This is a genomic window from Pseudoalteromonas sp. MB41 (assembly GCF_020966275.1).
Lineage (GTDB): Bacteria > Pseudomonadota > Gammaproteobacteria > Enterobacterales > Alteromonadaceae > Pseudoalteromonas > Pseudoalteromonas lipolytica.
Map to the genome: position 1 here is coordinate 1 of NZ_JAJJZF010000007.1, position 25,528 is coordinate 25,528.

24 protein-coding genes are annotated in these 25,528 nt (G+C 42.6%); 13 read left to right on the forward strand and 11 right to left on the reverse strand.

What is annotated here, in order from left to right:
- The coding region (locus LPA49_RS09105; protein WP_230236436.1) for an integrase core domain-containing protein at window positions 1–269 on the forward strand (269 nt) is incomplete at its 5' end.
- Between the two features lie 97 nt (window positions 270–366).
- A complete protein-coding gene (locus LPA49_RS09110) occupies window positions 367–783 on the forward strand; it encodes a VOC family protein (protein ID WP_118844667.1) in 417 nt (138 codons plus the stop codon).
- Between the two features lie 1,540 nt (window positions 784–2,323).
- Here LPA49_RS09110 and LPA49_RS09115 read toward each other — a convergent pair.
- Window positions 2,324–2,983, reverse strand: coding sequence for a LiaF domain-containing protein (locus LPA49_RS09115; protein WP_074989329.1), 660 nt, complete (start codon window positions 2,981–2,983; stop codon window positions 2,324–2,326).
- 320 nt (window positions 2,984–3,303) lie between these two features.
- Here LPA49_RS09115 and LPA49_RS09120 point away from each other — a divergent pair, with 320 nt between their 5' ends.
- The 3 genes from LPA49_RS09120 (at window position 3,304) to LPA49_RS09130 (ending at window position 4,554) form a co-directional block, all read left to right on the forward strand.
- The gene (locus tag LPA49_RS09120) at window positions 3,304–3,870 is read left to right on the forward strand and encodes a BON domain-containing protein (RefSeq protein WP_036973231.1); all 567 of its coding nucleotides are present in this window, start codon (window positions 3,304–3,306) and stop codon (window positions 3,868–3,870) included.
- A gap of 55 nt (window positions 3,871–3,925) precedes the next feature.
- Entirely contained in the window at window positions 3,926–4,084 is a 159-nt protein-coding gene (locus LPA49_RS09125; RefSeq protein WP_036973230.1) for a YqaE/Pmp3 family membrane protein, read from the forward strand.
- 248 nt (window positions 4,085–4,332) lie between these two features.
- Window positions 4,333–4,554, forward strand: coding sequence for a hypothetical protein (locus LPA49_RS09130; protein WP_036973229.1), 222 nt, complete (start codon window positions 4,333–4,335; stop codon window positions 4,552–4,554).
- Window positions 4,555–4,667: 113 nt separating this feature from the next.
- Here LPA49_RS09130 and LPA49_RS09135 read toward each other — a convergent pair whose 3' ends face one another.
- Window positions 4,668–6,695, reverse strand: a complete 2,028-nt coding sequence (locus tag LPA49_RS09135; protein ID WP_180311153.1) for a methyl-accepting chemotaxis protein — start codon at window positions 6,693–6,695, stop codon at window positions 4,668–4,670.
- A gap of 123 nt (window positions 6,696–6,818) precedes the next feature.
- On the opposite strand from LPA49_RS09135, the gene LPA49_RS09140 reads away from it, so the two are divergent.
- Window positions 6,819–7,589: an NADP-binding protein gene (locus LPA49_RS09140; RefSeq protein ID WP_180311152.1), complete on the forward strand. Its 771-nt coding sequence runs from the start codon at window positions 6,819–6,821 to the stop codon at window positions 7,587–7,589.
- Here LPA49_RS09140 and hutC read toward each other — a convergent pair whose 3' ends face one another.
- Window positions 7,590–8,297, reverse strand: coding sequence for a histidine utilization repressor (gene hutC, locus LPA49_RS09145; RefSeq protein ID WP_036973226.1), 708 nt, complete (start codon window positions 8,295–8,297; stop codon window positions 7,590–7,592). It lies immediately after the preceding gene.
- A 143-nt stretch (window positions 8,298–8,440) separates the two neighbouring features.
- Here hutC and hutI point away from each other — a divergent pair, with 143 nt between their 5' ends.
- Window positions 8,441–9,682 (forward strand): imidazolonepropionase, encoded by a 1,242-nt coding sequence (gene hutI, locus LPA49_RS09150; protein WP_036973224.1) that lies wholly within the window; start codon window positions 8,441–8,443, stop codon window positions 9,680–9,682.
- A gap of 120 nt (window positions 9,683–9,802) precedes the next feature.
- Window positions 9,803–11,476, forward strand: coding sequence for a GGDEF domain-containing phosphodiesterase (locus tag LPA49_RS09155; RefSeq protein ID WP_230236444.1), 1,674 nt, complete (start codon window positions 9,803–9,805; stop codon window positions 11,474–11,476).
- Between the two features lie 819 nt (window positions 11,477–12,295).
- Here the strand turns inward: LPA49_RS09155 and LPA49_RS09160 are convergent.
- Both LPA49_RS09160 and rraA read right to left on the reverse strand, forming a co-directional pair.
- On the reverse strand, window positions 12,296–13,345 hold the full coding sequence (locus LPA49_RS09160) for a formimidoylglutamase (RefSeq protein WP_075593948.1): 1,050 nt from the start codon (window positions 13,343–13,345) through the stop codon (window positions 12,296–12,298).
- Between the two features lie 5 nt (window positions 13,346–13,350).
- Window positions 13,351–13,851 carry a ribonuclease E activity regulator RraA gene (rraA, locus tag LPA49_RS09165; RefSeq protein ID WP_036973221.1) on the reverse strand — a complete coding sequence of 167 codons (501 nt, stop codon included), beginning with the start codon at window positions 13,849–13,851 and terminating at the stop codon, window positions 13,351–13,353.
- A 241-nt stretch (window positions 13,852–14,092) separates the two neighbouring features.
- On the opposite strand from rraA, the gene LPA49_RS09170 reads away from it, so the two are divergent.
- The 3 genes from LPA49_RS09170 (at window position 14,093) to LPA49_RS09180 (ending at window position 17,661) form a co-directional block, all read left to right on the forward strand.
- A complete protein-coding gene (locus LPA49_RS09170) occupies window positions 14,093–14,629 on the forward strand; it encodes a phosphatase PAP2 family protein (RefSeq protein ID WP_075593949.1) in 537 nt (178 codons plus the stop codon).
- Window positions 14,626–15,675: an MJ1255/VC2487 family glycosyltransferase gene (locus tag LPA49_RS09175; RefSeq protein ID WP_036973219.1), complete on the forward strand. Its 1,050-nt coding sequence runs from the start codon at window positions 14,626–14,628 to the stop codon at window positions 15,673–15,675. Before LPA49_RS09170 ends, LPA49_RS09175 begins: the two co-directional genes overlap by 4 nt.
- A 105-nt stretch (window positions 15,676–15,780) precedes the next feature.
- Entirely contained in the window at window positions 15,781–17,661 is a 1,881-nt protein-coding gene (locus tag LPA49_RS09180) for a methyl-accepting chemotaxis protein (RefSeq protein ID WP_180311150.1), read from the forward strand.
- Window positions 17,662–17,734: 73 nt separating this feature from the next.
- Here the strand turns inward: LPA49_RS09180 and LPA49_RS09185 are convergent, their stop codons facing one another.
- The 5 genes from LPA49_RS09185 to priA all read right to left on the reverse strand — a co-directional run bounded on the left by LPA49_RS09185 (window position 17,735) and on the right by priA (window position 22,856).
- Entirely contained in the window at window positions 17,735–18,109 is a 375-nt protein-coding gene (locus tag LPA49_RS09185; protein WP_180311149.1) for a gamma-butyrobetaine hydroxylase-like domain-containing protein, read from the reverse strand.
- A 79-nt stretch (window positions 18,110–18,188) separates the two neighbouring features.
- Entirely contained in the window at window positions 18,189–19,517 is a 1,329-nt protein-coding gene (hslU, locus tag LPA49_RS09190) for an HslU--HslV peptidase ATPase subunit (RefSeq protein ID WP_065978291.1), read from the reverse strand.
- Window positions 19,518–19,528: 11 nt separating this feature from the next.
- On the reverse strand, window positions 19,529–20,047 hold the full coding sequence (gene hslV / locus LPA49_RS09195) for an ATP-dependent protease subunit HslV (RefSeq protein ID WP_008115012.1): 519 nt from the start codon (window positions 20,045–20,047) through the stop codon (window positions 19,529–19,531).
- A gap of 80 nt (window positions 20,048–20,127) precedes the next feature.
- Window positions 20,128–20,658, reverse strand: a complete 531-nt coding sequence (locus LPA49_RS09200) for an SPOR domain-containing protein (RefSeq protein WP_065978292.1) — start codon at window positions 20,656–20,658, stop codon at window positions 20,128–20,130.
- Window positions 20,659–20,675: 17 nt separating this feature from the next.
- Window positions 20,676–22,856, reverse strand: coding sequence for a primosomal protein N' (gene priA, locus LPA49_RS09205; RefSeq protein WP_180311148.1), 2,181 nt, complete (start codon window positions 22,854–22,856; stop codon window positions 20,676–20,678).
- Between the two features lie 246 nt (window positions 22,857–23,102).
- Between priA and rpmE the strand changes: the two genes are divergently transcribed.
- Both rpmE and LPA49_RS09215 read left to right on the forward strand, forming a co-directional pair.
- Window positions 23,103–23,318, forward strand: coding sequence for a 50S ribosomal protein L31 (gene rpmE, locus LPA49_RS09210; protein WP_036973208.1), 216 nt, complete (start codon window positions 23,103–23,105; stop codon window positions 23,316–23,318).
- A 524-nt stretch (window positions 23,319–23,842) separates the two neighbouring features.
- The gene (locus LPA49_RS09215; protein WP_065978294.1) at window positions 23,843–25,084 is read left to right on the forward strand and encodes a malic enzyme-like NAD(P)-binding protein; all 1,242 of its coding nucleotides are present in this window, start codon (window positions 23,843–23,845) and stop codon (window positions 25,082–25,084) included.
- 122 nt (window positions 25,085–25,206) lie between these two features.
- Here the strand turns inward: LPA49_RS09215 and metJ are convergent, their stop codons facing one another.
- Window positions 25,207–25,527: a met regulon transcriptional regulator MetJ gene (gene metJ / locus LPA49_RS09220; protein ID WP_036973203.1), complete on the reverse strand. Its 321-nt coding sequence runs from the start codon at window positions 25,525–25,527 to the stop codon at window positions 25,207–25,209.
- Window position 25,528: the final 1 nt, after the last annotated feature.

A 25,528-nucleotide genomic window follows, 5' to 3' on the forward strand; every position in this document is an offset into this window, starting at 1 on the left:
ATCAAGTAAAGCTTAATGAAAATGGCATTACTCCATCGATGACCGATGGCTATGATTGCTATCAAAATGCATTGGCGGAGCGCATTAATGGCATATTGAAGCAAGAATTCTTACTCTATAAATGCCAAAATCTGAAAGAGCTACGTGAACTCGTCGAAGAATCAATAGTAATATACAATGAAATGAGGCCGCATTTGAGTTTAGGCATGGAAACCCCAAACCAAGTGCATAAAAAAGACCAGGAGCAAAAGCTACTGGCCTTCAATTAAAACCGTCAACGTATTTTAGGACGAGACAATGCTTTACCTCAACTAAACTTTAGGTTTTATCGTACTGGCAGTTTCATAATTTAAAAGGAAATTCGCTATGCATTTAGAACACATAAACCTAGTCGTAAGTAATGTTGACGCCATGCTGCATTTTTATAAAGCCGCGTTCCCTCATTGGCGAGTAAGAAGCCAAGGCGACAGCACCTGGTCTGGAAAGCCGCGTAAATGGCTGCACTTTGGTGATGATTACCAGTACATCGCATTCAGCGATAATGGTGAAGATGAAAATCGCGATTTATCGGGCCATCAAGTGGGCCTTGCTCACTTTGCTTATGTGACACACGATATTAATGCCGTGATTGAACGCCTTGTAGATGCAGGCTACGAAGTGGATAAATTAGGCCCTGAAAACCCTTACCGAAAAAACGTGTATTTTATTGACCCCGCAGGCTTTGAAGTCGAGTTTGTCGAATATTTCAGTGACATCCCAAGTGAAAGAAATAACGATCTTTAGCGATGAAAAAACGAGAGCGAAGTACGAGCGAAATAAGTAACGAGTTACGAAAAGCGAGATGCGAGCTAAACCGTGAAGGGTGTTTAATGTCGCTGAAAAGGTTCGCTTTTTCGGCGTTAAAACGCCTCCCACGAGTGTAGTGTGTATCTTTTGTAGGAGGCTTTAGCCGTGAAAGGGTTATAGGTAACGAGCTGCGAAAAGCGAGATGCGAGCTAAATCGAGATGGTTGTTAATACCGCTTAAAAGGTTTGCTTTTTCGGCGTTAAAACGCCTCCCACGAGTGTGATGTGTGTCACTTGTAGGAGGGGCTTTAGCCGTGAAAGGGTGTAAGCAACGAGTGACGAATTACGAGATTCGAGCTATACGGTGAAGGGTGTTTAATGTCGTTGAAAATGTTTGCTTTTCGGCGTTAAAACGCCTCCCACGTGTGAGGTGTATATCACTTGTAGGAGGGGCTTTAGCCGTGAATTTTATAAAAGACGTTGCTGCGCAAACGCGCCATGCAAGCATAACGCCTACGGTTTAATGTAGGCGTGAAATTTATTTCGCGTGAAGAGGTTCTAAGCAACGAGCTGCGAAAAGCGAGATGCGAGCTTGTATAGTTAAAACGCCTCCCTCGTGTGTGATGTGTGTCACTTGTAGGAGGGGCTTTAGCCGTGAATTTTATAAAGAGACGTTGCTGCACAAACGCGCCATGCAAGCATAACGCCTACGGTTTAATGTAGGCGTGAAATTTATTTCGCGTGAAGAGGTTGTAAGCAACGAGCTGCGAAAAGCGAGATGCGAGCTTGTATAGTTAAAACGCCTCCCACGTGTGAGATGTGTGTCACTTGTAGGAGGGGCTTTAGCCGCGAATTTTATAAAAGACGTTGCTGCGCAAACGCGCCATGCAAGCATAAGGCCTACGGTTTAATGTAGGCGTGAAATTTATTTCGCGCGAAGGGGTTGTAAGCAACGAGTTACGAAGTACGAGATGTGAGCTAAACCGTGAAGGGTGTTTAATGTCGCTTAAAAGGTTTGCTTTTTCGGCGTTAAAACGCCTCCCACGTGTGAAATGTGTATCACTTGTAGGAGGGGCTTTAGCCGTGAATTTTATAAAGAGACGTTGCTGCGCAAACGCGCCATGCAAGCATAACGCCTACGGTTTAAGGTAGGCGTGAAATTTATTTCGCGCGAAGGGGTTATAAGTAACGAGTTACGAAGTACGAGATGCGAGCTAAACCGTGAAGGGTGTTTAATGTCGCTGAAAAGGTTCGCTTTTTCGGCGTTAAAACGCCTCCCACGTGTGAAATGTGTATCACTTGTAGGAGGGGCTTTAGCCGTGAAAGGGTTGTAAGCAACGAAGTACGAAAAGCGAGATGCGAGCTTGTATAGTTAAAACGCCTCCCACATGTAGTGTATATCACTTGTAGGAGGGGCTTTAGCCGTGAATTTTATAAAAGACGTTGCTGTGCAAACGTGCCATGTAAACATAACGCCTACGGTTTAAGGTAGGCGTGAAATTTATTGTGCGCGAAGGGGTTTCGCAACTCGTATTTCGTCATTGCACTCTATTCATTTCTTTCCAACTGGCTTTTAGGCTGTTGGCAAAGCTGATGAACTTTTCTTTCATGGTGCGTTTGACTTTAATCTCTACTGAGCCTAGCCAAACATTACCTTCAATCGTAATTGTGGGGCCTTGCCCTTTATTGAGTGCAACCGATTTATTTTCAACGCTACCAACCACACTAAACAATTTTGACACTACATTCACATGCTCTGGCACGTAGATTTCGTCGCTGCCTAAAATACAGTTTACGTAGATGGTGACATGCTGGTGCTGAAAAACGGCTTCACTAAAGTCTAATTCAATTGAGCCTAAACAGTTCGTTAGGTGAATTTCTTTCGGGACTAGCCATTGGCCGCTGCGCTCGTTGGAACCTAAAATACTGCGTAGTTGCAGGCTTTCTGCATCGCTACCATGTGCATAGTGAGGTTTAAACTGCGCGTGTTTATGTGACTTGTAGTCAATATCTGCTGTTAACTCTAAGTCAGAAACCAGCTCAATTAACACTTCATTGCTGGTGGCTTCCATTGCTTGGTCTAGTCTTCGTTCAAATGCTTCTGCTGAAATAACTGCATGACTGTAGTTATAGATAAGTTGATCGATTACTTCTTCTCTTACTTGCTCGATGGGGCGATCTTCGAGTTTGACGGCCATGATAATTCCCTGTTGAGTTTTAAAGTTATGTTAATCACAAAGCAAAGTGTAGGCCAAAAATTATTTTATTAATATTCATTGGTTTATGTTTTTTGATGTGGGCTTTCATTCGTTAAATTAACCATAGATTAATAAGATTGACAATTAATTAGTCATTTTTATAACAGAGTGAACTTCTTACCGAATTGTCTGTAAATAATTACCGAAACGAATATAAATCATGGCTGAATATCGATTTAACTTATTGAATAATATAAAAATAAAAAGTTGGCATCGAAGTCGCATTAGTTATCTCGTCTTTAATCAAAAGGAGAAAGATTATGAATACATTCAACAAGACTATGATTGCTGCGTTAGTAATTGGTGCAACAAGTATGAGTGCTCAGGCAAGCAACTGGGAAAATGAAAGTAAAGATGCTTGGATTGATGGTAAGGCAGAAACTGTGCTTCTTATGAACACTAACCTAAATAATTTTGATATCAACACAGACGTAAAAAACGGCAAAGTTGTATTAACCGGTAAAGTTGATAGTGAATTAGACAAAGAGTTAGCCGAAGAGCTTGTACTTAGCCTAGACGGAGTAACTGCTGTTGATAATAAATTAACGGTTGTGAAAAACATGAAGTCTAAGGCAGCGAGTGCAGATAAAGGTGACTCAGTAGAAAGTGACTTAACTGATGCGAAGATCAGTACAGTGATCACCACACGTTATTTATTTAACTCTGAAGTAGGCGGCACTGATATTGATGTCGATACAGATAAAGGCGTTGTTACACTAAAAGGTACGGTTAAGTCAGATGCAGAAAAGCAATTAGCAGTGAGCATTGCTGAAAATGCTGAAGATGTGCGTAAAGTCATCGATGAACTTAAGATTGTTGCTGAATAATAGCACGCCCTATAGCCCAGCTTTGGCTGGGCTTATCTTTTTCAAGGAGTGAGTTATGGATTTAATACGCATTATTTTCTCGGTTTTAATTCCGCCTCTTGGCGTATTTTTACAGGTAGGTTTGGGGGCACAATTCTGGATTAATATTATTTTAACCTTATTAGGGTACATTCCAGGTTTGATTCATGCTGTGTATATTATCGGTAAGCGATAATAATCACGGTTCAAAGGAATGAGTTTACGGCAAGGAAATGCACACGTAATAATGGATGACAACACTGCAAGGAGATTTACAGTATGGAAAATGTAACACAGCACAAAGGACAGCAAGGAAGTAACAAGGCGTTATGGACAAGCGCACAATGGCAACGCTTTATGGATAAAGTGAAAGGATAAACACCAAGGATTTTGGTTTAGGCTAGGAGCCAAATATGGATGAAGCTAGCGTAAGGAGGTGACAAAATGGAACAAGTACAAGCGCAATTATTACACGGACTGAACAACAAGGGAGTTGCTACATGGAATGAGCAACAGTGGCAACTATTTATGGAACTTACTAAAGCGGTTACGCCACAGGTAACAAGGAAGGCTGACGATAAAAACCCGATGTCATCTTCAGGTGACATCGGGTTTTTAATTACATCTGCAATCTATCTCAATACCAATTCAAATCAGTGTGAATGATTTAAACCTGTCGTTTGCAGCGTTAAAAATTTCTTATTAACGACTGCATGGTGCCTGATTTGTTACTTATAATAAGTAGCAAGAACACACACCTAGAACAATTCAATGACTAATCACAACTTAAATTGATTAACTGTTTTATTAAGTGAAATAGCTAGCTCATTGAGATCGCGTGCTTCGTCTGCTAACTCATGTGCATGATCTGCTGTACTATTAACTAAATGGTTAATTGCCGCGAGGCTATTGTTAATGTCCTCAGCAACCACCGTTTGTTGCTCAGTTGAGGTCGCAATTTGATGACTCTGGTCTTGTACATTCGTCACTGAGCCTGCAATATCTTGCAGAGCTTGCAGTACAATTTGAGTTTGCTCTACAGAGCCTTCTGCACGCTCTTGACCCTGCTGCATCATGGTGGATGCTTTTTGAGCTATTTGCTGTAAACGCGTGATCATATTACGAATATCATCGGTCGACTCTTGTGTACGACTTGCCAGTGAGCGTACCTCATCAGCAACCACCGCAAAGCCTCGCCCTTGCTCACCTGCACGCGCCGCTTCAATGGCTGCATTGAGTGCCAGTAAATTGGTTTGTTCTGCAATTGAGTTGATTACATCGACAACAGCGCCAATATTGCCGCTTTCTTGCTCAAGCCCAGCAACAACTTTAGATGCCTCACCGATGTGGCTGGCAAGTGCGGTCATCACCGATTGCGCCTGCGTTGAACGCTTGGTGCCATCGGCTGTAATGCTTTGCACTTCTTCGGCTGCATTGTTGGTGTGTTGCGCATTTCGCGAAATTTCGAGTACCGTAGAGGCCATTTCTGTTACTGCGGCGCTAACACTGTCAACTTGTTGCTTTTCTTGCTGAATTTCGTCGTTGGTTTTTTTAGAGACGATTTTAAGCTGTGAAGCCGCTTGGCTTAACTGCTCAGCTTGGGCTGCTGTATTAAGCATCATGGCACGTAATTTATCGATAAAGGTATTCATGTGGTGAGCGAGCTGACCAACTTCATCTTGACTCTTTATTTCGATTTTTTGGGTTAAATCACCATCACCTGAAGCAATATCACGCATGATATAAGTAAGTTTTGTCAGTGGTTTAGTGATCATTTGCGTAGCCCAGAAGATCATCGCAATAATAATCGCTAAAATGATGATCACAGAGGTCGTTGTTGTCATGACTGCATCATGTACTGGCTCTTCGATCATGCTGGTTGGTATTAAAATACCCACATACCAATCAAGGTATGGGCTTTCTAATTCAAGGCGGTTGTATACAACGTAATATTGCTCGCCTTTTAGGGTGACAAAACCACTGCCGTCTTTGTTGCTTTTCATGGTGCGGTTTAATTCGCTGAAGCCTGATGTGTCACTAAATTGTTTTTCGAGGGCATCAAGACCTTCTTTGCCGTTTGGACCTTCGTCTGTCACAGACAGTTTATGACCGGTGCGCTTAGATAAGTGAACCACCTTTTGGTTGCCATCAAGTAAAAAGCCAAACCCTTGTCCGTTAAAGCGAATATCTTCAACCATGTCGTTGATATTGTTAAGTTGTAAATCAACCCCACCAAAACCAACCAGTTTGTTTTGTTTATTATAAACAGGTTGCTGTACTACAGCTGAGGCGTTGCCTGTGGTTAAATCAACAGAAATAGGACCAACATACAATTTGTTGATCTTTAAGGCATCTTGCCACCAGCCACGTTTATAAGCGTAATAAGGCTGGCCATTGTAGTGGGTGGTGCGTTCGTTTTCTTTAAAGTACTCACCGGTTGTCGCCGATGCGAAGAAGGCAGATAAAATATTGTCGTCGTTGCCACTAATACGCACAAAGTCTTGGTTAACGCTGTCGTATCCGGGTTGGTTTTCAAGGCTTTGATCGCGCTTTTTCCAATTATCAAACCAATTTACTAAGTGCGGATTGGTTACAAAGGTTTCAACTACTTTACCGTATTTGGCAAAGTAACTTTGCATTGAAAGCCGCTCACTTTGTAAGTAGCTATCCGCTTCGCGTTGGATAGCCTGACGTGATAGGTCAGCAATATGGCTAACAAAAAAACTAGACGCGATGATAAGTAATACACTTATCGTTCCGCCGATGAGTAATAATATTTTTTTACGTAAAGAAAGGTTATTTAACATAGGTGCACGTGTTTTTATTATCGGGTAGAGTTAGTTATCTAATCATATTTGCACCTAAATCGCTACATTGCATAGCGAAGCTTATTAATAAAATATTACATATAGATAAGGCGATATTATTAAATGGTTAATTTTGATAATAAAATAGTTGTACTTGGTGCTGGGTGGCTTGGTCAGGCACTTTGCTTTGAAGCCAAAAAATTACAGTGGGATGTGCAAGGCACACATCGAAGTAGTGAACATCAATTTGATTTTCATAGACAATTCTTACTTGAACAGGGAAAAGTTAAGCATGATGTTAGCCTTGAAAATGCATGGTGGGTATGTGCTATTCCTCCACGTAGTAGGCAACAGCAAAGTAATTATTTAGAGACCTTAAATGCAGGACTGGCTCTTGCCGATTCGTTGCATTGCAAAGGCTTTATTTTGTGCTCGTCAACAGGGGTGTATGCTAATGATAATGGGCTTTACAACGAAGCAAGTATTATTGAGTGTCAAACAGACCGTCAGCAACAGCTATACGATGCAGAGCAAGCCGTATTAAAAGCAGGTGGAAAAGTATTACGTTTGGCTGGTTTAGTTGGTCCACAACGTGAACCGGGACAATTTGTGGCAGGTAAAGAGTTGTCTAGCTCAAGTGAGCAAATCGTTAATATGGTACATCAGCAAGATGTAATTAACGCAATATTTAGTGTTATTACGCATTGGCCTGTGGCACAAAGTGTTTATAACGTCGTTAACCCTGCTCACCCAACTAAAGCTGATTACTATCGAGAAAAGTGCCGTGAAAAGGGTAATCCAGCGCCTACTTTTACCAGCAATGAGGTGGGGGAGCGAATTATTGATGGTGAAGCCATTAAAGCGCTCAACTTTAGTTACCAACACGCTATTTAGCTATTTTTTAAAGGTTAAATGCCCGCCTAGTCGGTATTTACTGCCGGGTGAAACAAGACGTGCAAAACTCACAATACCTTGTGATGACCATGTTCGGCGGATTACTTGCAAACAAGGCTCTTCGTTATATAAGTTGAGCCATTCACACATTTCAGGGTTGGGCATAACGGCTTCAACCGTGTGGCGAGCCTCGGTGAGTGGGGCGACGCGCGATAAATATTCATGCGGTGTTTGGTTGTGAAAATCTTGCTGTAAGTAGTCTTTGGCAAGTAAAGGGTTCACGAAACGCTCTTCAACTTGCAGTGGTTGCTCGTTTTCATTGTGCACAATAACACTGCGATACACATGACTGTCTACTTCAACACTCAGTGCAATGGCAATAGGGGCGATAGCACGTATCGATTCCATAACCAAAATAGTGCAACTGTAGTGACTATTTCGCGCTTTTACCTCGTCGGCAATGTTTTTTATTTCTAGCAATGAAGATTGCGATTTGAAGCTTGCTACAAATGTGCCTAACCCTTGATTGCGCGTTAAAATACCGGCTTCGGTGAGTTCTGATAAAGCGCGTCTTGCTGTCATTCTACTCACTTGAAATTGATTAGTGAGCTCATTTTCTGACGGTACACGGTCATTTTCTTGCCAGTGACCAGCGCGGATATTTTCAAGAATAAATTGTTTTATTTGCGCAAACTTAGGAACACTCATGCTGAGAACGTTATTGGTAACTTTTTAGTGTGTTTCAAGGTGGCATAATTTTCTTGTATATACAAGGTGAGTTGTTAAACTTTAAACAATTTCAAGTTACAGGGTTCAAACGACCAAACCCGACGCATCAGTATAGGTGAAAAATGCACACAACGAATAATGATCACGCACACTGGGATTTATTGATCACAGATGCCAATATCGCGACGATGGACCCTGCAATTGATGCACCATATGGTGCGCTTGAACACGCTGCAATTGCTGTAAAAGACGGCAAAATAGCATGGCTAGGATCACAGGCTGACTTGCCACAATTTGATGTGTTAGCAACCCCAACAGTATCTGCAAAAGGGCAATGGTTAACCCCAGGGTTAATTGATTGTCACACTCACCTTGTATTTGCTGGTAGCCGTGCAGAGGAGTTTGAACAACGTTTGCAAGGTGTGAGTTATGAGCAAATTGCAGCAAACGGTGGCGGCATTGCCAGTACGGTTCGCGCCACACGCGAAGCCGACCATGAAACACTATTTGTTGCAGCGAAAGAACGCTTAAATGCGTTGTATGGCGAAGGGGTGACCACCGTAGAAATTAAGTCTGGTTATGGTTTAGATTGTGAAAACGAAATTAAATTACTTGAAGTTGCTCGCTTATTAGGTGAAAACCACCCTGTCGATGTGAAGACAACATTCTTAGGTGCTCATGCGTTGCCGCCGGAATACAAAGGCCGAAGCGATGAGTACATTGAGCTTGTCTGCGGCGAGATGTTAGAACAAGTGGTTGCAGGAAACCTTGCTGACGCCGTTGATGCTTTTTGTGAAAATGTAGGCTTTAGTAACGAGCAAACTCGACGCGTTTTTGAAGCGGCTAAAAAGCATAACCTGCCAGTGAAGCTTCATGCTGAGCAGTTATCTAATCAACATGGTGCTGCGTTAGTCGCCGAGTTTAATGGCTTATCCGCTGATCATATTGAACACCTTGATGAAGCGGGTATTAAAGCAATGGCTAGCGCTGGCACGACGGCGGTGCTCTTGCCGGGTGCCTTTTACTTTTTACGTGAAACAAAATACCCGCCGATTGAATTACTACAGCAATACCACGTGCCTATCGCAATTTCTACTGACTTTAACCCAGGTACTTCACCTTTGTGTTCATTGCACTTAATGATGAATATGGCATGTACTATTTTCCGTATGACACCAGAGCAAGCATTAGCTGGGGTAACACGTAATGCAGCGGGGGCATTAGGCCTCAGTGATCGTGGTGTGCTTAAAGTTGGTGCGCGTGCCGATATTGCCCATTGGCAAATATCCCATCCTGCGCAATTAAGTTACCAATTTGGCGTAAATAAACTGTTAAATCTGTGGATTTTGGGTAGACTAAGTTAGAGAGAGTTTTTACGCATTTTGGATTACATGTCATTAATTGCCAGTTTAGCGAGCAGTACTGCGAGCCTCGTAAATTTAAGTAGTGATGTTGTACCAGTTTTTTTAGCTGGTGCCGTTTTTATGGCAATGATATGTGCCTTGTGTGTAACCCATCATCCCGTATTAAGGTTAAGCCTAGTCGTTAATGGCGTATTAGGCTTAGCAATCCTGAGTGTAGGGTCACCTTCGCTTATTTTATTACTGGCCATAAGCCTGTGCTTTCATCTGTGGCAAGCATTTAGAACGACAAACTGGTTAGCAATCACACTCAGTGTGTCGGCAGCACTCTGTTTTGCCGTGTTATTTTCTGCGCATTTTTTACTTGATATTGCCTTTTATTGGTTAGTATTGTCGGTGGTAATACTCAGTGTGTCAGGCTTTTTTAATTACGAAGAGCCCGCAGAAGACGAAGAGGTTCCCGTTGAGCCTAGCCGCCACGACGATTTAGATAAAACCCCGCTCAAAGAGCTTCCCGATCGCAAAGGATTAGAAAAAAGCTTCGCAGTATACAGTGAAGCGCATTCAAAAAACTGTGTGCTGGTTGTGATTCGTCTCGAAGGATTCGAAACCGTTAACCAGCACATAGGCCGTGACTTTGGTGATTTATTACTGGCTCAATCGGCCAATCGTATCAAACAGCAGCTCACCTCAGATGCAGTTCTGAATATGAAAGGGCGCTCAGGTGGCGTCGACAAGCTGGCTCATTTAGGAGGCTTAAACTTTGCGTTTATTTGCGCGGTTGAAGAGCAAAAACACCTTCATGAACAATTAATTAGCCAAATAAGGCAAGTGACATTAAAGCCGTTCAATGTGGCCAATTGCACCATTGAAGTTAAAGTGCGTGCCAGTTATGTAAATTGTAACGACCCTGATCACAGTTTTGATAATTTAATCTCTTTTGCTTACCTTGCACTTGATTCAAACCCAGATAAAGCGATAGTGCCGTATCAATCACAAATGATGATCGAACAGTTAGAGCAACAAGCCCGATTACGTGAACTTGCTCATCTTGATTTTGCCAGTGAGCTTGAACTGTATTTTCAACCCGTGATTCGTAATAGTGATGAACATATTGAGTTTTTAGAACTCTTACTGCGTTGGCAACACCCTAAACAAGGCATATTAGCGGCCAATAAGTTTATTGATGATATTCGCGTTGCGGGGCTTGGGTATCCGGTTGCTGCGTTTGTCATTGAGCGTGCCGCAGAGCTTGCAATGGCCTTACGTATGGAAGGCATTCAATTACCATTGAGTATCAATGTGTTTGGCCCTGAAATGCTTCATGAAGAGTTTATAGAGTTTGTAGACCGCATCGCAACTGAGCATCGCTTAGAGCCCGGAGATTTAATTATAGAGTGTCCGTTAGACTTATTCATGGGGTTAGATGACCAAGGTAAAGCCATGGTCGCGCGGCTTAATAGTATTGGTATAAAAGTGTGTGTTGATGGCTTGGGAGACAGCCCCGTTTGGTTGGCTAAGTTACCTAACCTTAATGTTGAATACATTAAAGTTGCACCGTCATTAACCGCAGACTTTGCGCATCAAGCCCAAGTGCGCAGCTTAGTATCGGGTATGGTCGATATGCACACGCAAAATAATGCTAAAGTAATTTGTGAAGGTGTTGAAACACTTGAGCAACTGAAGTTTGTTAAATCACTTAATACATATGCCGCGCAAGGTTATTATTTTAGCTACCCGCTGAGCAGTGTGGGAATGATGTCTTGGCTAAAACAATGGCGGCTAGAACGTGAATAGTGCAAACGCGCCATGCAAACATGCCGTCTACGGTTTAGTGTCGGCGTGAAATTTATTTCGCGCGAAAAGTGTTATAAGCAACGAGTTACGAAAAGCGAGATACGAGCTATACCGTGAAGGTTGTTTAATGTCGTTGAATAGCTTTACTTTTTCGGCGTTAAAACACCTCCTACGTGTGTGATGTGTATCACTTGTAGGAAGGGCTTTAGCCGTGAATCTTATAAAAGATGTTGCTGCGCAAACGCGCCATGCAAGCATAACGCCTACGGTTTAATGTAGGCGTGAAATTTATTTCGCGCGAAAGGGTTATAAGCAACGAGTTACGAAAGGCGAGATAGGAGCTAGTACAGCTAAATCGAGATGGTTGTTTAATGCCAGTTAAAAGGTTTGCTTTTCGGCGTTAAAACGCCTCCTACGTGTGAAGTGTGCATCACTTGTAGCCGCGAATTATATAAAAGATGTTGCTGCGCAAACGCGCCATGCAAGCATAACGCCTACGGTTTAATGTAGGCGTGAAAGGGTTACAAGCAACGAGTTACGAAAGGCGAGATAGGAGCTAGTAAAGCTAAATCGAGATGGTTGTTTAATACCGTTGAACAGGTTTGCTTTTCGGCGTTAAAACGCCTCCCACGTGTGAAGTGTATCACTTGTAGGAAGGGCTTTAGCCGTGAATCTTATAAAAGATGTTGCTGCGCAAACGCGCCATGCAAGCATAACGCCTACGGTTTAATGTAGGCGTTAAATTCATTTCGCGCAAACGCGCCATGCAAGCATGGCGTCTAAAAACGAGGTTACTCACCCGGCTTTTGGCGCGTTTTATTACAGGCTTTCTCTTGCTTGCAAGTAAGCATTAACTAATGCGGTAATGATTTGCCCAGCATCGTTTATTCCTGCCTCTAACCCTACTGGGTGTTGCGATGGTGCACCTTCACATAAATGCAGGTAGCTGGCATGAACATGCCTAGCAGCTAAATGCACAAAATGCTCAGCATCACTGACACTAAAACCACAGTTTGTGTAGGCGCTTACCGGCATGAGTGAAATACTATCGAGGTCTACTTCCACGCCAAGGGGGGCGCTGTCAAAGCGGGCAAGCGCCTGTTTGCAGGCCGTTGAAAGGTCGATAGTGCGACGCACTTGAATATCTTGGTAGCTATCAAACAAGAAGTTCGCATCTTTGAGAGCATTCAGAATTGCTTGGTTATTTTTAAATTCGTGCAAACCGATTACATGATATTGCGCAAGGTGACTTTCAGAATAGGCGTACCTGAAGCCGTTACCACTGTGGCGACCTTCACACTCTCTAAAATCTGCATGTGGGTCTAAGTTAATGGCATTAACAGGCTTAGCGTGGTGTTTACTTAACGCACGTAAAATTCCTAAGCAGTTATTATGGCCCCCACCAATGACAATAGGTTCTAAACCTGCGGCAAAGATCATCGCCAGTACGCGTTCAACGCGGGTGTCGATATCTGCGCAAAGTTGGCGCAGCTGAGCTAAGTCAGCGTCGTTTTTGTTATCGAGGTGAGCGGCTTGCTGGTTTATATCATCAAGTTCCACTTCGCCGAGTAATAACACGCGTTCATGATTTAGAAATTGATTATGAGTTTGATTAAGAAAGCGCTTTAAAAAAGCTTGCCATGCTTGATGCGAACCGCCATTGCCTAAATTAGCACGGGGACCAATATCTTCACACACGCCAACGAGTACATAGCGAATGCCGAATTGTTTTGCATCGATAAGGGCTTGAGGTGCGTTTGTGTGTGTATCGAGGAGGGCGAGGGCTTGCCACGCTTTCTGTTCGTTGGCGCGGCGGACACATAAATGTTTAACCGCCGCTTCATCATAAATTTTAAGGTAGTCAGTCACCGAGTTTAGTCTTCTTCTATTACGTCGAACTCTAATTCATCAGCAGATAATATAATGCCGGTGCTATCAGCGTAAACAAAGTCACCATCAAAGAATGAGACACCCGCAAAGTTAACGCCAATGCCGTCTTCACCGGCTCCTTCACTGTCGGCAGCAACAGGAATAGACGCAATTGCTTGAATGCCTAAATCTAATTCTTCAAGGTCATCAACATGGCGAATAGCACCATATACAATGATACCTTGCCAGTTATTTTCTAATGCGATTTCAGCCAGCTCAATATCAATTAGTGCGCGGCGGGTTGAACCACCACCATCAATTAACAGTACGCTGTCGGTACCATCGGTTGATAATATTTCGCGGATCAGCTCATTGTTCTCAAAACATTTTACGGTTCTAACTCGACCACTGAAACTTGGGCGTCCACCAAAATTGATAAACATAGGTTCGAGCACATCAACCACATCGGCAAAGTGGTCGCATAAATCAGAAGTGCTGTAATCCATTTTTTCATCCTCTAAAGAGACTGTCTGTTTAGTACTCAGTATACCCTGATACAACTCAATAACAACGACTTAATACGTGTTTATTACTTTAAATCAAAGGAATCAAGTCACCGCAACATTAGTGTCTCAAAAGCGTCACCTAATTGTTATTTTTAACACCTAAGCTGAGATGAGTAGCCCTCTTATAAAGAGGTCATGTTTGTATTAAAAACAGACACAAAGTATGACAAGGAGCTTGGCCATGGCAAATAACATACTGACGAAGTTAGCAAAAGTGGATGAACAGTTGTTTTTAAGCGTATTTAACGATGCATCGCCTAATTGGCTTAGACGCTCAGCAATCGGTCTATCAAAAACCGGCGATGGTGGGCTATACCTGATGTTATTTGTGGGGTTTTGGTGGTTCAGCGAACAATTACATTTCCAGCAGTTTGCCTTGAGCCTGTTGGTTGGCTTTGCTATAGAGCGACCCATTTATTTTATGGCTAAAAAACGCATTGCTCGAGTCAGGCCTTGTGATTGTTTAGTGCAAGGGGCTTACCTGGTGCCCAGTGATAAGTTTAGTTTGCCCTCGGGGCACAGTGCTGGTGCGTTTGTTGTTGCGACTATTTTAACGATGTACTTCCCTGCTTTTATGGCTGTGTGGTTTATCTGGGCGGCAGGCGTTGCGGCTTCACGGGTTGTCGTGGGCGTGCATTATCCAGCCGATGTGATTGTTGGTGCGGTGATAGGGTCGAGTTGTGCTGTGCTTGCTGTGATGGTGGTGGAATATATATGAGAATTTTGTACGGTATTCAAGGTACAGGGAATGGTCACATAACACGTGCTCGGGTTATGGCAACAACATTCAATGCATTAGGTGTCGATGTTGATTATGTGTTTTCGGGCCGCCGTGAGCACGATTACTTCGATATGGATGAATTTGCTAACTACCGAGCGTTTCGTGGTTTATCGTTTACCAGTAAATCGGGGCAAGTTGATAGCTTAAAAACACTCAAAAATGCTCGGCCATTGCAGTTAATCAAAGATATAAAAAGCCTTGATTTACGTCACTATGATTTGGTGTTTAATGATTTTGAGCCGATCACAGCATGGGCGGCTAAACAGCAGGGGGTGCCGGTTATTGGTATGAGTCATCAGGCGGCATTTTTGTCAGATAAAGTGCCGATGTTTGGTCGCTCATTTTTCAGAAGAGCGTTAATTCGTCATTATGCGCCCGCTAATGTTTATTTAGGTGTGCATTGGCAACCTTATGCAAAAAATATTATTCCTCCGTTTATTGCGGCTCATCAGCATAATAATCCTGTCATGGTTGAAAATAAGGTGTTAGTTTATTTACCATTCGAAAACTTAGACAGTGTAGTCGACTACCTAAAAGACTTTCCCGAGCGCGAATTCTATTGCTACCACCCTGATGCAGAAAACTCATCAATTGGAAATATTCACTTAAGATCACCATCACGCGTCGGTTTTTTAAATGATCTTGCCAATGCGGGGGGAGTGATAGGAAATGCTGGATTTGAACTGGCCAGTGAGGCCTTGCAATTGGGTAAAAAGCTGCTGTTAAAGCCGCTTGGTAAGCAATTTGAGCAAGGCATAAATGCACAGACTTTATTGTCAATGGGGGCGGCGCATGTCATGAGCTATTTAAATCCCTATGCCATGGATGACTGGCTGCAATCAGCACAAAACAGAAAACTGAATTTTCCTAGCGATCCGGCTCCTTTGGTTGACTGGTTACAAAAAAGACAATGGCAACAACTAGATAAATTGCACTACCACTTGTGGCAACAGGTTGATATTGAAAAAAAAGTTATTGTTTAAACCATTCGTATCAACGACAATGCCCGGCAACATTAGCTACTTTTATTAGCTGCTTTAAATAGTTTAGCTATACTCTTATATGCATGTATCTATAGGGCGCTCTGAATGAATGTATTACAAAACTTAACTATAAAACGTCGTTTACAATTAAACGCGTTAGTTGTTGGTCTTGCAATGATTGTGATGCTATGTGTCATTATCTTTGAGTCTCGCACGATGCTAAAACTCAATGAGACAATTCAAAACGCGGAGGAGCTTGATATTCATGAGCTTTCTATGCGTAAGCATGAGAAAAACTTTCTGTTTTACAAAGATGTAAACAGCCTTAGCTTATTTGAAAATGAGTACACACAACTTAAAACAAAAATGGCGCGATTAGATGAATTGCTAAACGATTTATCGATGAACACAGATAAGTTAGGCGAGTTTAGACGTCTAGCTAAAGTGTACTACGATGATTTTAACAGCGTTGTAGAGTTACAAAAACAAATAGGTTTACACCCAAAAGATGCGCTTTATGGTGATTTGCGTAATGCTGTGCATCAAGTCGAAACACTATTAAGTGAGCGCGAAGATTACCGTTTACTCACTTACATGTTGCAGTTACGCCGCGCCGAAAAAGATTTTATGCTGCGATTTGACACAAAATATCTGACCAAGTTTGATGAATTAGTCGCTGATTTTGAGTCCGCCATTAAAGTAGCTGAGCTTGATGGTAACTACGAAAGTCAATTACTGGCTCTTTTAACAACCTATCAAACTAAATTTAAAGCACTCGTCGATGCACAAGTCTTACTCGGTCTAGACTTAGATTCGGGTGCCTTGGGTAAAATGAAACAAAGCGTTGAGAAGAGTGATGCCATTGTTTCTGAACTGACCGATGAGACAAAAACATTTGTTGAATCAAGCGCGTCGCAAGCACAGTTAATTGCTTTAATAGTGTTTATTATTGCAAGTGCTGTTGTGATGATTTTGGTTTACTTTACCAGCCGTTCAATTATTCAGCCTATTGAGCGTGTATACCATACAATTAATGAGATTCGTCGTAGTAACGATTTAAGTATTTCGATTGAGCAGTCGGGCAAAGACGAAGTGACGATTATGACGGTTGATTTTAACAGCTTAATTGGTGATTTTAAAAAGCTGATTTACGAAGTTAACACGGCACTGAGTACGCTTAATATCGCGACTGAACATTTATCAGAAACCACATCAGCAACCAGTTCGGGTATGCAAGAGCAACTGCATGAAGCCGATATGGTTGCAACTGCTGCAACTGAAATGCAGGCAACCATTCAAGACATTTCGCATAATACCGAAGCAGCGGCTAAAAAAGCAGAGTCAACCAATTTAAGTGCCCAACAAGGTCGCTCAGAAGTTGAGTCAACGGTCGTACAGATTAATCATTTATCTGAATCGCTTGGAAATGCTTCGAGTGTTGTGTCGCAATTAGAAAAAGATGCCGAAACGATTGGCTCGGTGCTTGATGTGATCCGTGGCATTGCTGAACAAACGAATTTACTCGCACTGAATGCTGCAATCGAAGCGGCGAGGGCCGGTGAACAGGGACGCGGTTTTGCTGTGGTTGCTGACGAAGTTCGCTCGCTTGCACAACGTACACAAGACTCAACTCAAGAAATTGAAAGCATTATTACGACCTTGCAAGGGCGTACCCGAGAAGTTGTCAGTATTATGCAGCAGTGCCGTAATCAAGGTGGCGAAAGTGCCGCTCAGGCAACGAAAGCAGGTGAGTTACTACGCTCTATCACTGAAGACGTGCAAACGATTATGGATATGAGTACGCACATTGCGACGGCGATTGACGAGCAAAGTCAGGTGGCTTCTGAGGTTAACAAAAACGTGGTACGTATTCGAGATATTGCTCAACAAGCTTCTGGGCATGCAGTCACTAATGCACAAACCAGCGAGGAAGTCTCTGAGCAGGCTCGCGTGCTGTATCAAGCAATTGATAAGTTTAAAGTGTAGGGATTCAGTAACAGAAAAATTTAAAAGCGCGCAATTTTGTCGCGCTTTTTTGTTTTAGGTGGCGCTAATAAAACTAAGGCACAAACTTTATTGGGACGCTGTCTTTATTCGCTTCGTGCTCATGGACACGGGTTTGGTATTGTTGCCAAAGTGAGTTTTTATTGGCCTGTAAATCGGCTAAATAATGCCAGCTGTATAAGCCGCTGTTGTGATTATCGCTAAACACTAAACGAAGCGCATAATGACCAACTGGCTCAATTTTGCTAATGCTTACATGGTGCTTATTTAGTACCAGCTTCATGGGCTCATTACCATGGCCTTGTACTTCGGCTGAGGGTGAGTGAACACGTAAGAACTCTGCACTAAAGCAAGCACTCGACTCATCGTCAAAGTAAACGTCTAGTACTTTGCTTACGCTGTGATAATGCACTTTCGTCACTTCTTTCATAGTAAACCCTATCATTGATTTTTAAGCTAACAAAAAAGCCTCCAACAGGAGGCTTTTAATTATAACGATAATTTAGTGATTAAAGAATAAAGCGACTTAAATCTTCGTCTTCAACCAATGCGCCTAGGTGCTGCTCGACGTAATTAGCATCAATTGTGAGCGTTGAACCCGCTTTTTCAGAAGCATCGAATGAAATTTCTTCCATTAGCTTTTCCATCACAGTGTGTAAGCGACGTGCACCGATGTTTTCGGTTTTTTCGTTTACTTGCCATGCGGCTTTAGCAATACGCTCAATAGCGTCGTCAGTGAAATCAACGTTAACCTGCTCTGTTTTCAACAGTTCGCGTTGCTGCTCTGTAAGCGATGCATGTGGCTCTGTAAGGATACGTTTAAAGTCGTCGGCGGTTAACGCTTCTAGCTCTACACGAATCGGTAAACGACCTTGTAGCTCTGGGATCATGTCTGACGGTTTTGCCATTTGGAATGCACCAGATGCAATAAATAACATGTGGTCAGTCTTAACCATACCGTGTTTAGTGCTCACTGTTGAGCCTTCGATTAATGGCAGTAAATCGCGTTGAACACCTTCGCGGCTTACATCTGGGCCTGACGCTTCGCCACGCTTACAGATTTTATCGATTTCGTCGATAAATACGATGCCGTTTTGCTCTACAGCAAAGATAGCTTGCTCTTTTAACTCTTCAGGGTTAACAAGTTTAGCGGCTTCTTCTTCAACTAATAGCTTGAAAGCTTCTTTGATTTTCAGCTTGCGCTTACTGCGCTTATCACCGCCCATGTTTTGGAACATGCTTTGTAACTGGTTGGTCATTTCTTCCATACCAGGCGGAGCCATGATCTCAACGTTAGGCTGGGCTTGTGCAACATCAATATCGATTTCTTTATCGTCTAATTGGCCTTCACGTAATTTTTTACGGAACGACTGACGTGTCGAAGAGTTTTCATCTGAACGTGATTCACCAAACGTATCACGTGCTGGTGGTAGTAGGGCGTCGAGAATACGCTCTTCTGCCGCTTCTTCAGCTCGGTGCTTGAATTTTTTGGTTTGTTGTTCACGGGTCATTTTGATTGAGATATCAACTAGATCACGAATGATCGTCTCAACTTCTTTACCAACATAACCCACTTCAGTGAATTTTGTTGCTTCGACTTTAATGAAAGGCGCATTAGCTAGTTTAGCAAGGCGACGTGCAATTTCGGTTTTACCGACACCGGTAGGGCCAATCATTAAGATATTTTTTGGCGTAACCTCAGCGCGTAATTCGTCGCTAAGCTGCATACGACGCCAGCGATTACGCAGTGCGATTGAAACTGCTTTTTTAGCTTTTGCTTGGCCAATAATGTGTTGATCAAGCTCGTGAACGATTTCTCTTGGAGTCATCTCAGACATGGCAGTTCCTATTACAATTCTTCAATAGTTTGGAAATTATTCGTGAATACACAGATGTTGCCTGCAATTGTTAGGCTTTTCTCTACAATTTCACGGGCACTTAGGTCGGTATTTTCAAGCAGGGCTGTCGCAGCAGATTGTGCGAAGTTACCACCACTGCCAATGGCGATAAGGTCGTTCTCTGGTTGTACTACGTCACCATTACCGGTGATGATCAACGAAGCGGTTTCGTCAGCAACGGCCAGTAGCGCTTCAAGCTTTCTGAGTGCACGGTCACTTCGCCAATCTTTGGCCATTTCTACTGCGGCCTTGGTGAGGTTACCTTGGTGCATTTCTAGTTTGCTTTCAAAGCGTTCGAAAAGGGTGAAGGCATCAGCAGTACCGCCAGCAAAACCAGCGATTACTTTGCCATTATAAAGACGTCGAACTTTGCGGGCGTTGCCCTTCATTACGGTGTTACCAAGTGAAACCTGGCCATCGCCACCAATAACGACCTTGTCGTCGCGGCGAACACTTACAATAGTAGTCATGATTATTCCTCATCATCGAGCGGCGAAGCCGCTCGTAAAAAGCGATTGATGAGGTGTTTATATGGGTGAATGAGCTAAAATCAAGTCCAAAGCCAAATTCCACAGCCCATTATTTTAATGCGCTTGAGTTTGTTTTTGTCGCTTTCTGCCAGACGTTTGGTTTCGTAAGGGCCTAAACGTACTTTATACCAAATGCCATTACTGCCTTCTACGCGTTTAACTTCAGACACTAAGCCTGCAAATGCAATCTTCGCTTTTAAGGTTTGAGCTTGTTCAAGCGTTCTAAAAGAGCCGCATTGCATTACATAAGGGCCTTTTTGCTCAATCTCTTTTACTTCAACCTGAATTTCGTGTTCTTTTATTTCTTTAATAAACTCGGGTGGTTTCGGTTTTGGAATAACCTTTTCTTCTTCTGATTTTGTTGGATTAGCTTGCTGCTCAACAAGTTCAGGATCGGCATTATGTTTGATATACCATAAACCATACCCAAACCCACCCAGCAAAATAAGGGCGACAAAGACAAGAACAATAGGGAACGGCTTTTTTGCCGGGGCTTGTTTTTTATTATTTCGATTTGATGGTTTTTTATTTATGTAATCGTGTTGTGCCATGACTTTTTTATTGGCCTTTAAATCATATCTATTGGATCAACGTCTAAGCTCCAACGCACCTTTTGCGCTAATTTACTGGTGCTTATATAGTCAACCATTTGCGCTAAATATTGGTGTAAGTGGGAGCGCTCCAGCGCTTGAATATGTAACTGAAACCGATATTTACCTGCGACACGCTCCAATGGCGCAGGGATCGGTCCGAGCAATTGTATACCAGATATGTTCTGGACAGGAACCAAATCAGTTAAAAAATCCATGACTTGATTTATGTTATGTCCTTCGGCACGCACAATTGCCATGTTTGTTATGGGGGGGAGCTGAGCATCTTCTCGTTCTGCAAGGGCATAGCGCGCAAAATCTTGATAGCCATTATTCACTAAATCTTGCAATAGTGGGTGCTCAGGAAAGTGAGTTTGTAACAGTACTTGTCCTGGTTCACCACTGCGTCCTGCACGGCCTGCAACCTGAGTGACAAGCTGTGCTAAATGTTCTGTAGCGCGAAAATCACACGAGTACAAACCACTATCAACATCTAAAATAAGCACTAAACTGACATCGGCAAAATGATGGCCTTTCGCAAGCATTTGCGTGCCCACCAAAATACGCGCCCCCCCTTGATTTATGTCGTCGAGGGCTTTTTCTAAGCTGCCTTTACGACGAGTTGAATCTCGGTCAATGCGGCTAATGGGTATATCAGGGAAAGTTTCTGCTAAAAACTCTTCAATTTGTTCCGTGCCTTTACCATTAGGAAAAATCTGTGTGCTGCCACAGTCGGGGCATTGATGGGGCACCGCATGCTGCTCGGAGCAATGATGGCAGATCATTTGTCCAATTGCTTTGTGGAATGTGGCACTGGTACTGCAACGTGAGCACTCACTTAACCAGCCACACTCATGACATATGAGTGTGGGAGAAAAGCCGCGTCGATTTAAAAACACCATGACTTGCTTGCCGCGCTCAAGATGTTGACGCATATAGGTCAAACTTGCATGGGCAATACCGGCTTGTTCGGGTTGGCCTTTCATATCCATTAAGTGAAATTGGTTATCAGTGCTGGTTTGCGCACGCTCCGTTAAGCTCAATAGTTGGTACTTGTTATTTATTGCTTTATGTAAGGTTTCGAGAGCGGGAGTTGCGCTACCTAGTATCAAGGGTATTTGCTGTTGATAAGCTCTGTAGGCTGCTAAATCGCGAGCATGATAACGCAGCGTATCTTGTTGCTTAAACGAGCTGTCGTGCTCTTCATCAACAATGATCATACCAAGTGATAAAAAAGGTAAGAAAATACTCGAACGAGTGCCGATAACAATGGCACAGCTGCCTTTTTCGCAGAAACGCCATGTTTGCAAGCGCTCGTTGTCGGTTAATGCTGAATGCCAAAGCATAATAGGGGTATCGGGAAAGCGACGGCGAAAACGATTAACGGTTTGTGGTGTTAGGCCAATTTCGGGCACTAACACCAGTGCTTGCTGGCCTTTTTTTAGAACCTCTTCAAGGCATTGTAAATACACTTCTGTTTTACCACTGCCGGTAACGCCTTCAAGTAAAAAACAGGTGAACCCACTGGCTTGATTAATCGTTGTGCATGCAACGGCTTGTTCTTTGTTTAGAGTTGGTTTACTGCCAATTGTTGGGGCGCGTTGCTGCCATTGGTTATCATGTTCGATAAACTGTTTAATGAGTTCTTTTTCGAGCAAGCTATCAATGGTTTTTTTATTAAAGCCGAGTGCTTTTAATTCGGTTAAGGATGACTTGCCTGACTGCGCTAGCTGCTTCAGCAAATTAAGCTGTGTTTTTGCTTTGAGTGAAGGTAATTTTGCACCTTTGTCGGTCAGTTCAACCATATTTATACTGGTTTTGTCTGGGCATTCACCTTGGCGCAGTGCCGCTGGAAGCGCTGTATGAATTGTTTCACCAAGTGGGTAGCAGTAATAGCGAGCAGTAAATTTTAGCAGTGCTAAGTGTTGCTCAGATAAAATAGGGGCATCGTCTATAACATCAATAATGGCTTTAATTTTATCTTCGGGTACATCGGTACTGGTTTTGACTGCCAGTACGACAGCTATCTTTTTTTGAGAGCCAAAAGGCACACGCACACGCATGCCTACTCGCAGCTCAGGGCTATGTAGCAGCTGCTCAACTTTATAATCGAAGGTACGCTGTAAAGGGACTTTTATGGCAACTTCTACAAAGTGCATAACAACTCAACTGAATTAAGAATAGAAAAAATAGCGTGTGCTGCTAATGTACTAAAATTAGTGCTAAAAACCTACCAACAAATACTGAACGTTTGATGACTTGTTTATTTTTTTAGCTAAAGATGAATTTAAAGCTTGTCGAGAGGCTGCTTGAGCTATAAAATACGCGACCTATTAATTGTATTAACGACGTATGGTGCCAGACTTCGGGTTTGGAGAGCGATGCGGCCTTAACTAGAGGTTCCTATGAAAGAAGGTATTCACCCTAAGTACGAAGCTATCACTGCAACTTGTTCATGTGGTAACAAATTCGAAACTAGCTCTACTTTATGTAAAGACATCCACTTAGACGTATGTTCTGAGTGTCACCCGTTTTACACTGGTAAGCAAAAGATTTTAGACACTGGCGGCCGTGTTGATCGTTTCAACAAGCGCTTCGGTGCACTTAGCAGCAAGAAGTAATATCTGCTGTTTAGTTGAAAGAAGCACCCTTTGGGTGCTTTTTTTATGCCTGAAATTCAGAACCATTCTTTTTTATATCCCATGCCTACACGCTTTATGTGCATAACTATTTCTGCTTGTTATGCCCAATATATCGCTAATAATGCAGACAAATAGTGATCCCTTCGCTATATTTTGAATGATATAAATGATTCCAAAAGTTGTAAAAAGTAACAATTTATATGAACTTCACCTATAAATGCTGTTAAGTTCGTTAAAGTTGCTCATTTTGCTAAGTTTCGGTTATTTGCTGTGTTCGTGCCTATAAAATACAAAAACAGGTGCTTAAATGGCCACAAATAGATGAATTTTTATCTGTTGTGAATTAAAACTATGTGCAGAAATTGTTGGGAAATCCTTTAAAATTAAGCGATATAGCATATAACAGGATAGACCTGATAATACTTGGAATTTTTATATATTACAGGTATCGTACAGATGCAAGCCCTCTCACTTTTTAACTTATTGCAGGATACTATCGCGTTATGTCAGATTTTCGTGAACAAGCATTACATTACCACGCTCACCCCGTTCCAGGTAAAATTAGTGTAGAACTAACTAAACCAGCAGAAACGGTTAATGATCTCGCTCTAGCATATAGTCCAGGTGTCGCAGAGCCCGTCCGTGAGATAGCAGCCGATCCAGCAAATGCCTATAAATACACCGGCAAAGGTAATATGGTTGCGGTTATTTCAAACGGTACCGCAATTTTAGGCTTAGGCAATTTAGGTCCGCTTGCATCAAAACCTGTGATGGAAGGTAAAGCACTTTTATTTAAACGCTTTGCAGGTTTAGACTCGATAGATATCGAAGTAAAACACCGCACGACAGAAGACTTCATTAATACTGTTGCAAATATTGCCGATACGTTTGGTGGTATCAACCTAGAAGATATTAAAGCGCCAGAGTGTTTCGAAATTGAAAAAGCGCTTATTGAGCGTTGTAGCATCCCTGTTTTCCACGATGACCAACATGGTACTGCAATCGTAACAGCAGCAGGCATGCTAAATGCGCTTGAAGTACAGGGTAAAGATATCGAAGACGCGATTATCGTGTGTTTAGGTGCCGGTGCAGCAGCGGTTGCATGTATGGAACTACTTATTAAATGTGGTGCATTGCGTGAGCACATTTATATGCTTGACCGCAAAGGCGTGATCCATACACGTCGTGATGACTTAAACGAGTATAAATTGCTATTTGCGAACAATACCGATAAGCGCACTTTGCAAGATGTGATAGCCGATGCTGATGTATTTGTTGGTGTATCTGGCCCTAACTTATTAACCGCTGAAGATTTAAAACTGATGGCAGATAAGCCTGTGGTTTTTGCATGTTCAAACCCTGATCCAGAAATCGCGCCAGCTGTTGCACACGGTGCACGTAATGATTTAATTATGGCAACAGGGCGTTCTGATTACCCTAATCAGGTTAATAATGTATTGTGTTTCCCATTCATTTTCCGCGGTGCGCTTGATGTGCGTGCGACATCAATCAATGATGAAATGAAAATCGCAGCGGTGCATGCTATTCGTAGTATTGCGAAAGAGCCTGTGCCTAACGAAGTGCTTAAGGCGTCGGGTGTTGATTCACTTGAGTTTGGTGCTGAGTACATTATTCCAAAACCAATGGACCCACGCTTATTACCACGTATTGCACGTGCTGTTGCAGAAGCAGCTGTTGAGTCTGGTGTGGCGCAAATTGACATGCCAGAAAACTACATGCGTTAAATAATTAGGTACCTATTCGTTTGATTAAGCGGGTAGGTATAACTAACTGCAAATAAAAAACTCAGCCAAGGCTGAGTTTTTTTATGTCTGAGAAATCGGCTACGATCCGATGGCCGAAATATTTACTCTGAATCAAGTACGGGGATATCTAACCCCATTTCTTGCATAATTCTTTTTACTTCTTCAGGTACTTTTTCAGGGTTATCTTTACGAAGGTCGTCATCATTCGGTAATGGTTGACCTGTAAAAGCGTGTAAAAAGGCTTCGCACAGTAGCTCACTGTTAGTAGCATGACGAAGATTATTAATCTGACGACGCGTGCGCTCATCAGTTAATACTTTTAATACGTTCAGCGGAATTGATACGGTAATTTTTTTTACTTGCTCTGATTTTTTACCGTGTTCTGCATATGGGTGAATGTATTCACCGTTCCATTTAGCCATA

Bases quoted from the DNA above. Each gene is read 5' to 3' on its own strand.
- hslV (WP_008115012.1), bottom strand. From the start codon at position 20,047: ATGACTACTATTGTAAGTGTTCGCCGCGACGACAAGGTCGTTATTGGT.
- LPA49_RS09130 (WP_036973229.1), top strand. From the start codon at position 4,333: ATGGAACAAGTACAAGCGCAATTATTACACGGACTGAACAACAAGGGA.
- metJ (WP_036973203.1), bottom strand. From the start codon at position 25,527: ATGGCTAAATGGAACGGTGAATACATTCACCCATATGCAGAACACGGT.
- LPA49_RS09140 (WP_180311152.1), top strand. From the start codon at position 6,819: ATGGTTAATTTTGATAATAAAATAGTTGTACTTGGTGCTGGGTGGCTT.
- LPA49_RS09170 (WP_075593949.1), top strand. From the start codon at position 14,093: ATGGCAAATAACATACTGACGAAGTTAGCAAAAGTGGATGAACAGTTG.
- LPA49_RS09215 (WP_065978294.1), top strand. From the start codon at position 23,843: ATGTCAGATTTTCGTGAACAAGCATTACATTACCACGCTCACCCCGTT.
- rraA (WP_036973221.1), bottom strand. From the start codon at position 13,851: ATGGATTACAGCACTTCTGATTTATGCGACCACTTTGCCGATGTGGTT.
- hutC (WP_036973226.1), bottom strand. From the start codon at position 8,297: ATGAGTGTTCCTAAGTTTGCGCAAATAAAACAATTTATTCTTGAAAAT.
- LPA49_RS09115 (WP_074989329.1), bottom strand. From the start codon at position 2,983: ATGGCCGTCAAACTCGAAGATCGCCCCATCGAGCAAGTAAGAGAAGAA.
- LPA49_RS09200 (WP_065978292.1), bottom strand. From the start codon at position 20,658: ATGGCACAACACGATTACATAAATAAAAAACCATCAAATCGAAATAAT.
- LPA49_RS09135 (WP_180311153.1), bottom strand. From the start codon at position 6,695: ATGTTAAATAACCTTTCTTTACGTAAAAAAATATTATTACTCATCGGC.
- hslU (WP_065978291.1), bottom strand. From the start codon at position 19,517: ATGTCTGAGATGACTCCAAGAGAAATCGTTCACGAGCTTGATCAACAC.
- LPA49_RS09120 (WP_036973231.1), top strand. From the start codon at position 3,304: ATGAATACATTCAACAAGACTATGATTGCTGCGTTAGTAATTGGTGCA.
- LPA49_RS09185 (WP_180311149.1), bottom strand. From the start codon at position 18,109: ATGAAAGAAGTGACGAAAGTGCATTATCACAGCGTAAGCAAAGTACTA.
- LPA49_RS09180 (WP_180311150.1), top strand. From the start codon at position 15,781: ATGAATGTATTACAAAACTTAACTATAAAACGTCGTTTACAATTAAAC.
- priA (WP_180311148.1), bottom strand. From the start codon at position 22,856: ATGCACTTTGTAGAAGTTGCCATAAAAGTCCCTTTACAGCGTACCTTC.
- LPA49_RS09110 (WP_118844667.1), top strand. From the start codon at position 367: ATGCATTTAGAACACATAAACCTAGTCGTAAGTAATGTTGACGCCATG.
- LPA49_RS09155 (WP_230236444.1), top strand. From the start codon at position 9,803: ATGGCAATGATATGTGCCTTGTGTGTAACCCATCATCCCGTATTAAGG.
- LPA49_RS09175 (WP_036973219.1), top strand. From the start codon at position 14,626: ATGAGAATTTTGTACGGTATTCAAGGTACAGGGAATGGTCACATAACA.
- rpmE (WP_036973208.1), top strand. From the start codon at position 23,103: ATGAAAGAAGGTATTCACCCTAAGTACGAAGCTATCACTGCAACTTGT.
- hutI (WP_036973224.1), top strand. From the start codon at position 8,441: ATGCACACAACGAATAATGATCACGCACACTGGGATTTATTGATCACA.
- LPA49_RS09125 (WP_036973230.1), top strand. From the start codon at position 3,926: ATGGATTTAATACGCATTATTTTCTCGGTTTTAATTCCGCCTCTTGGC.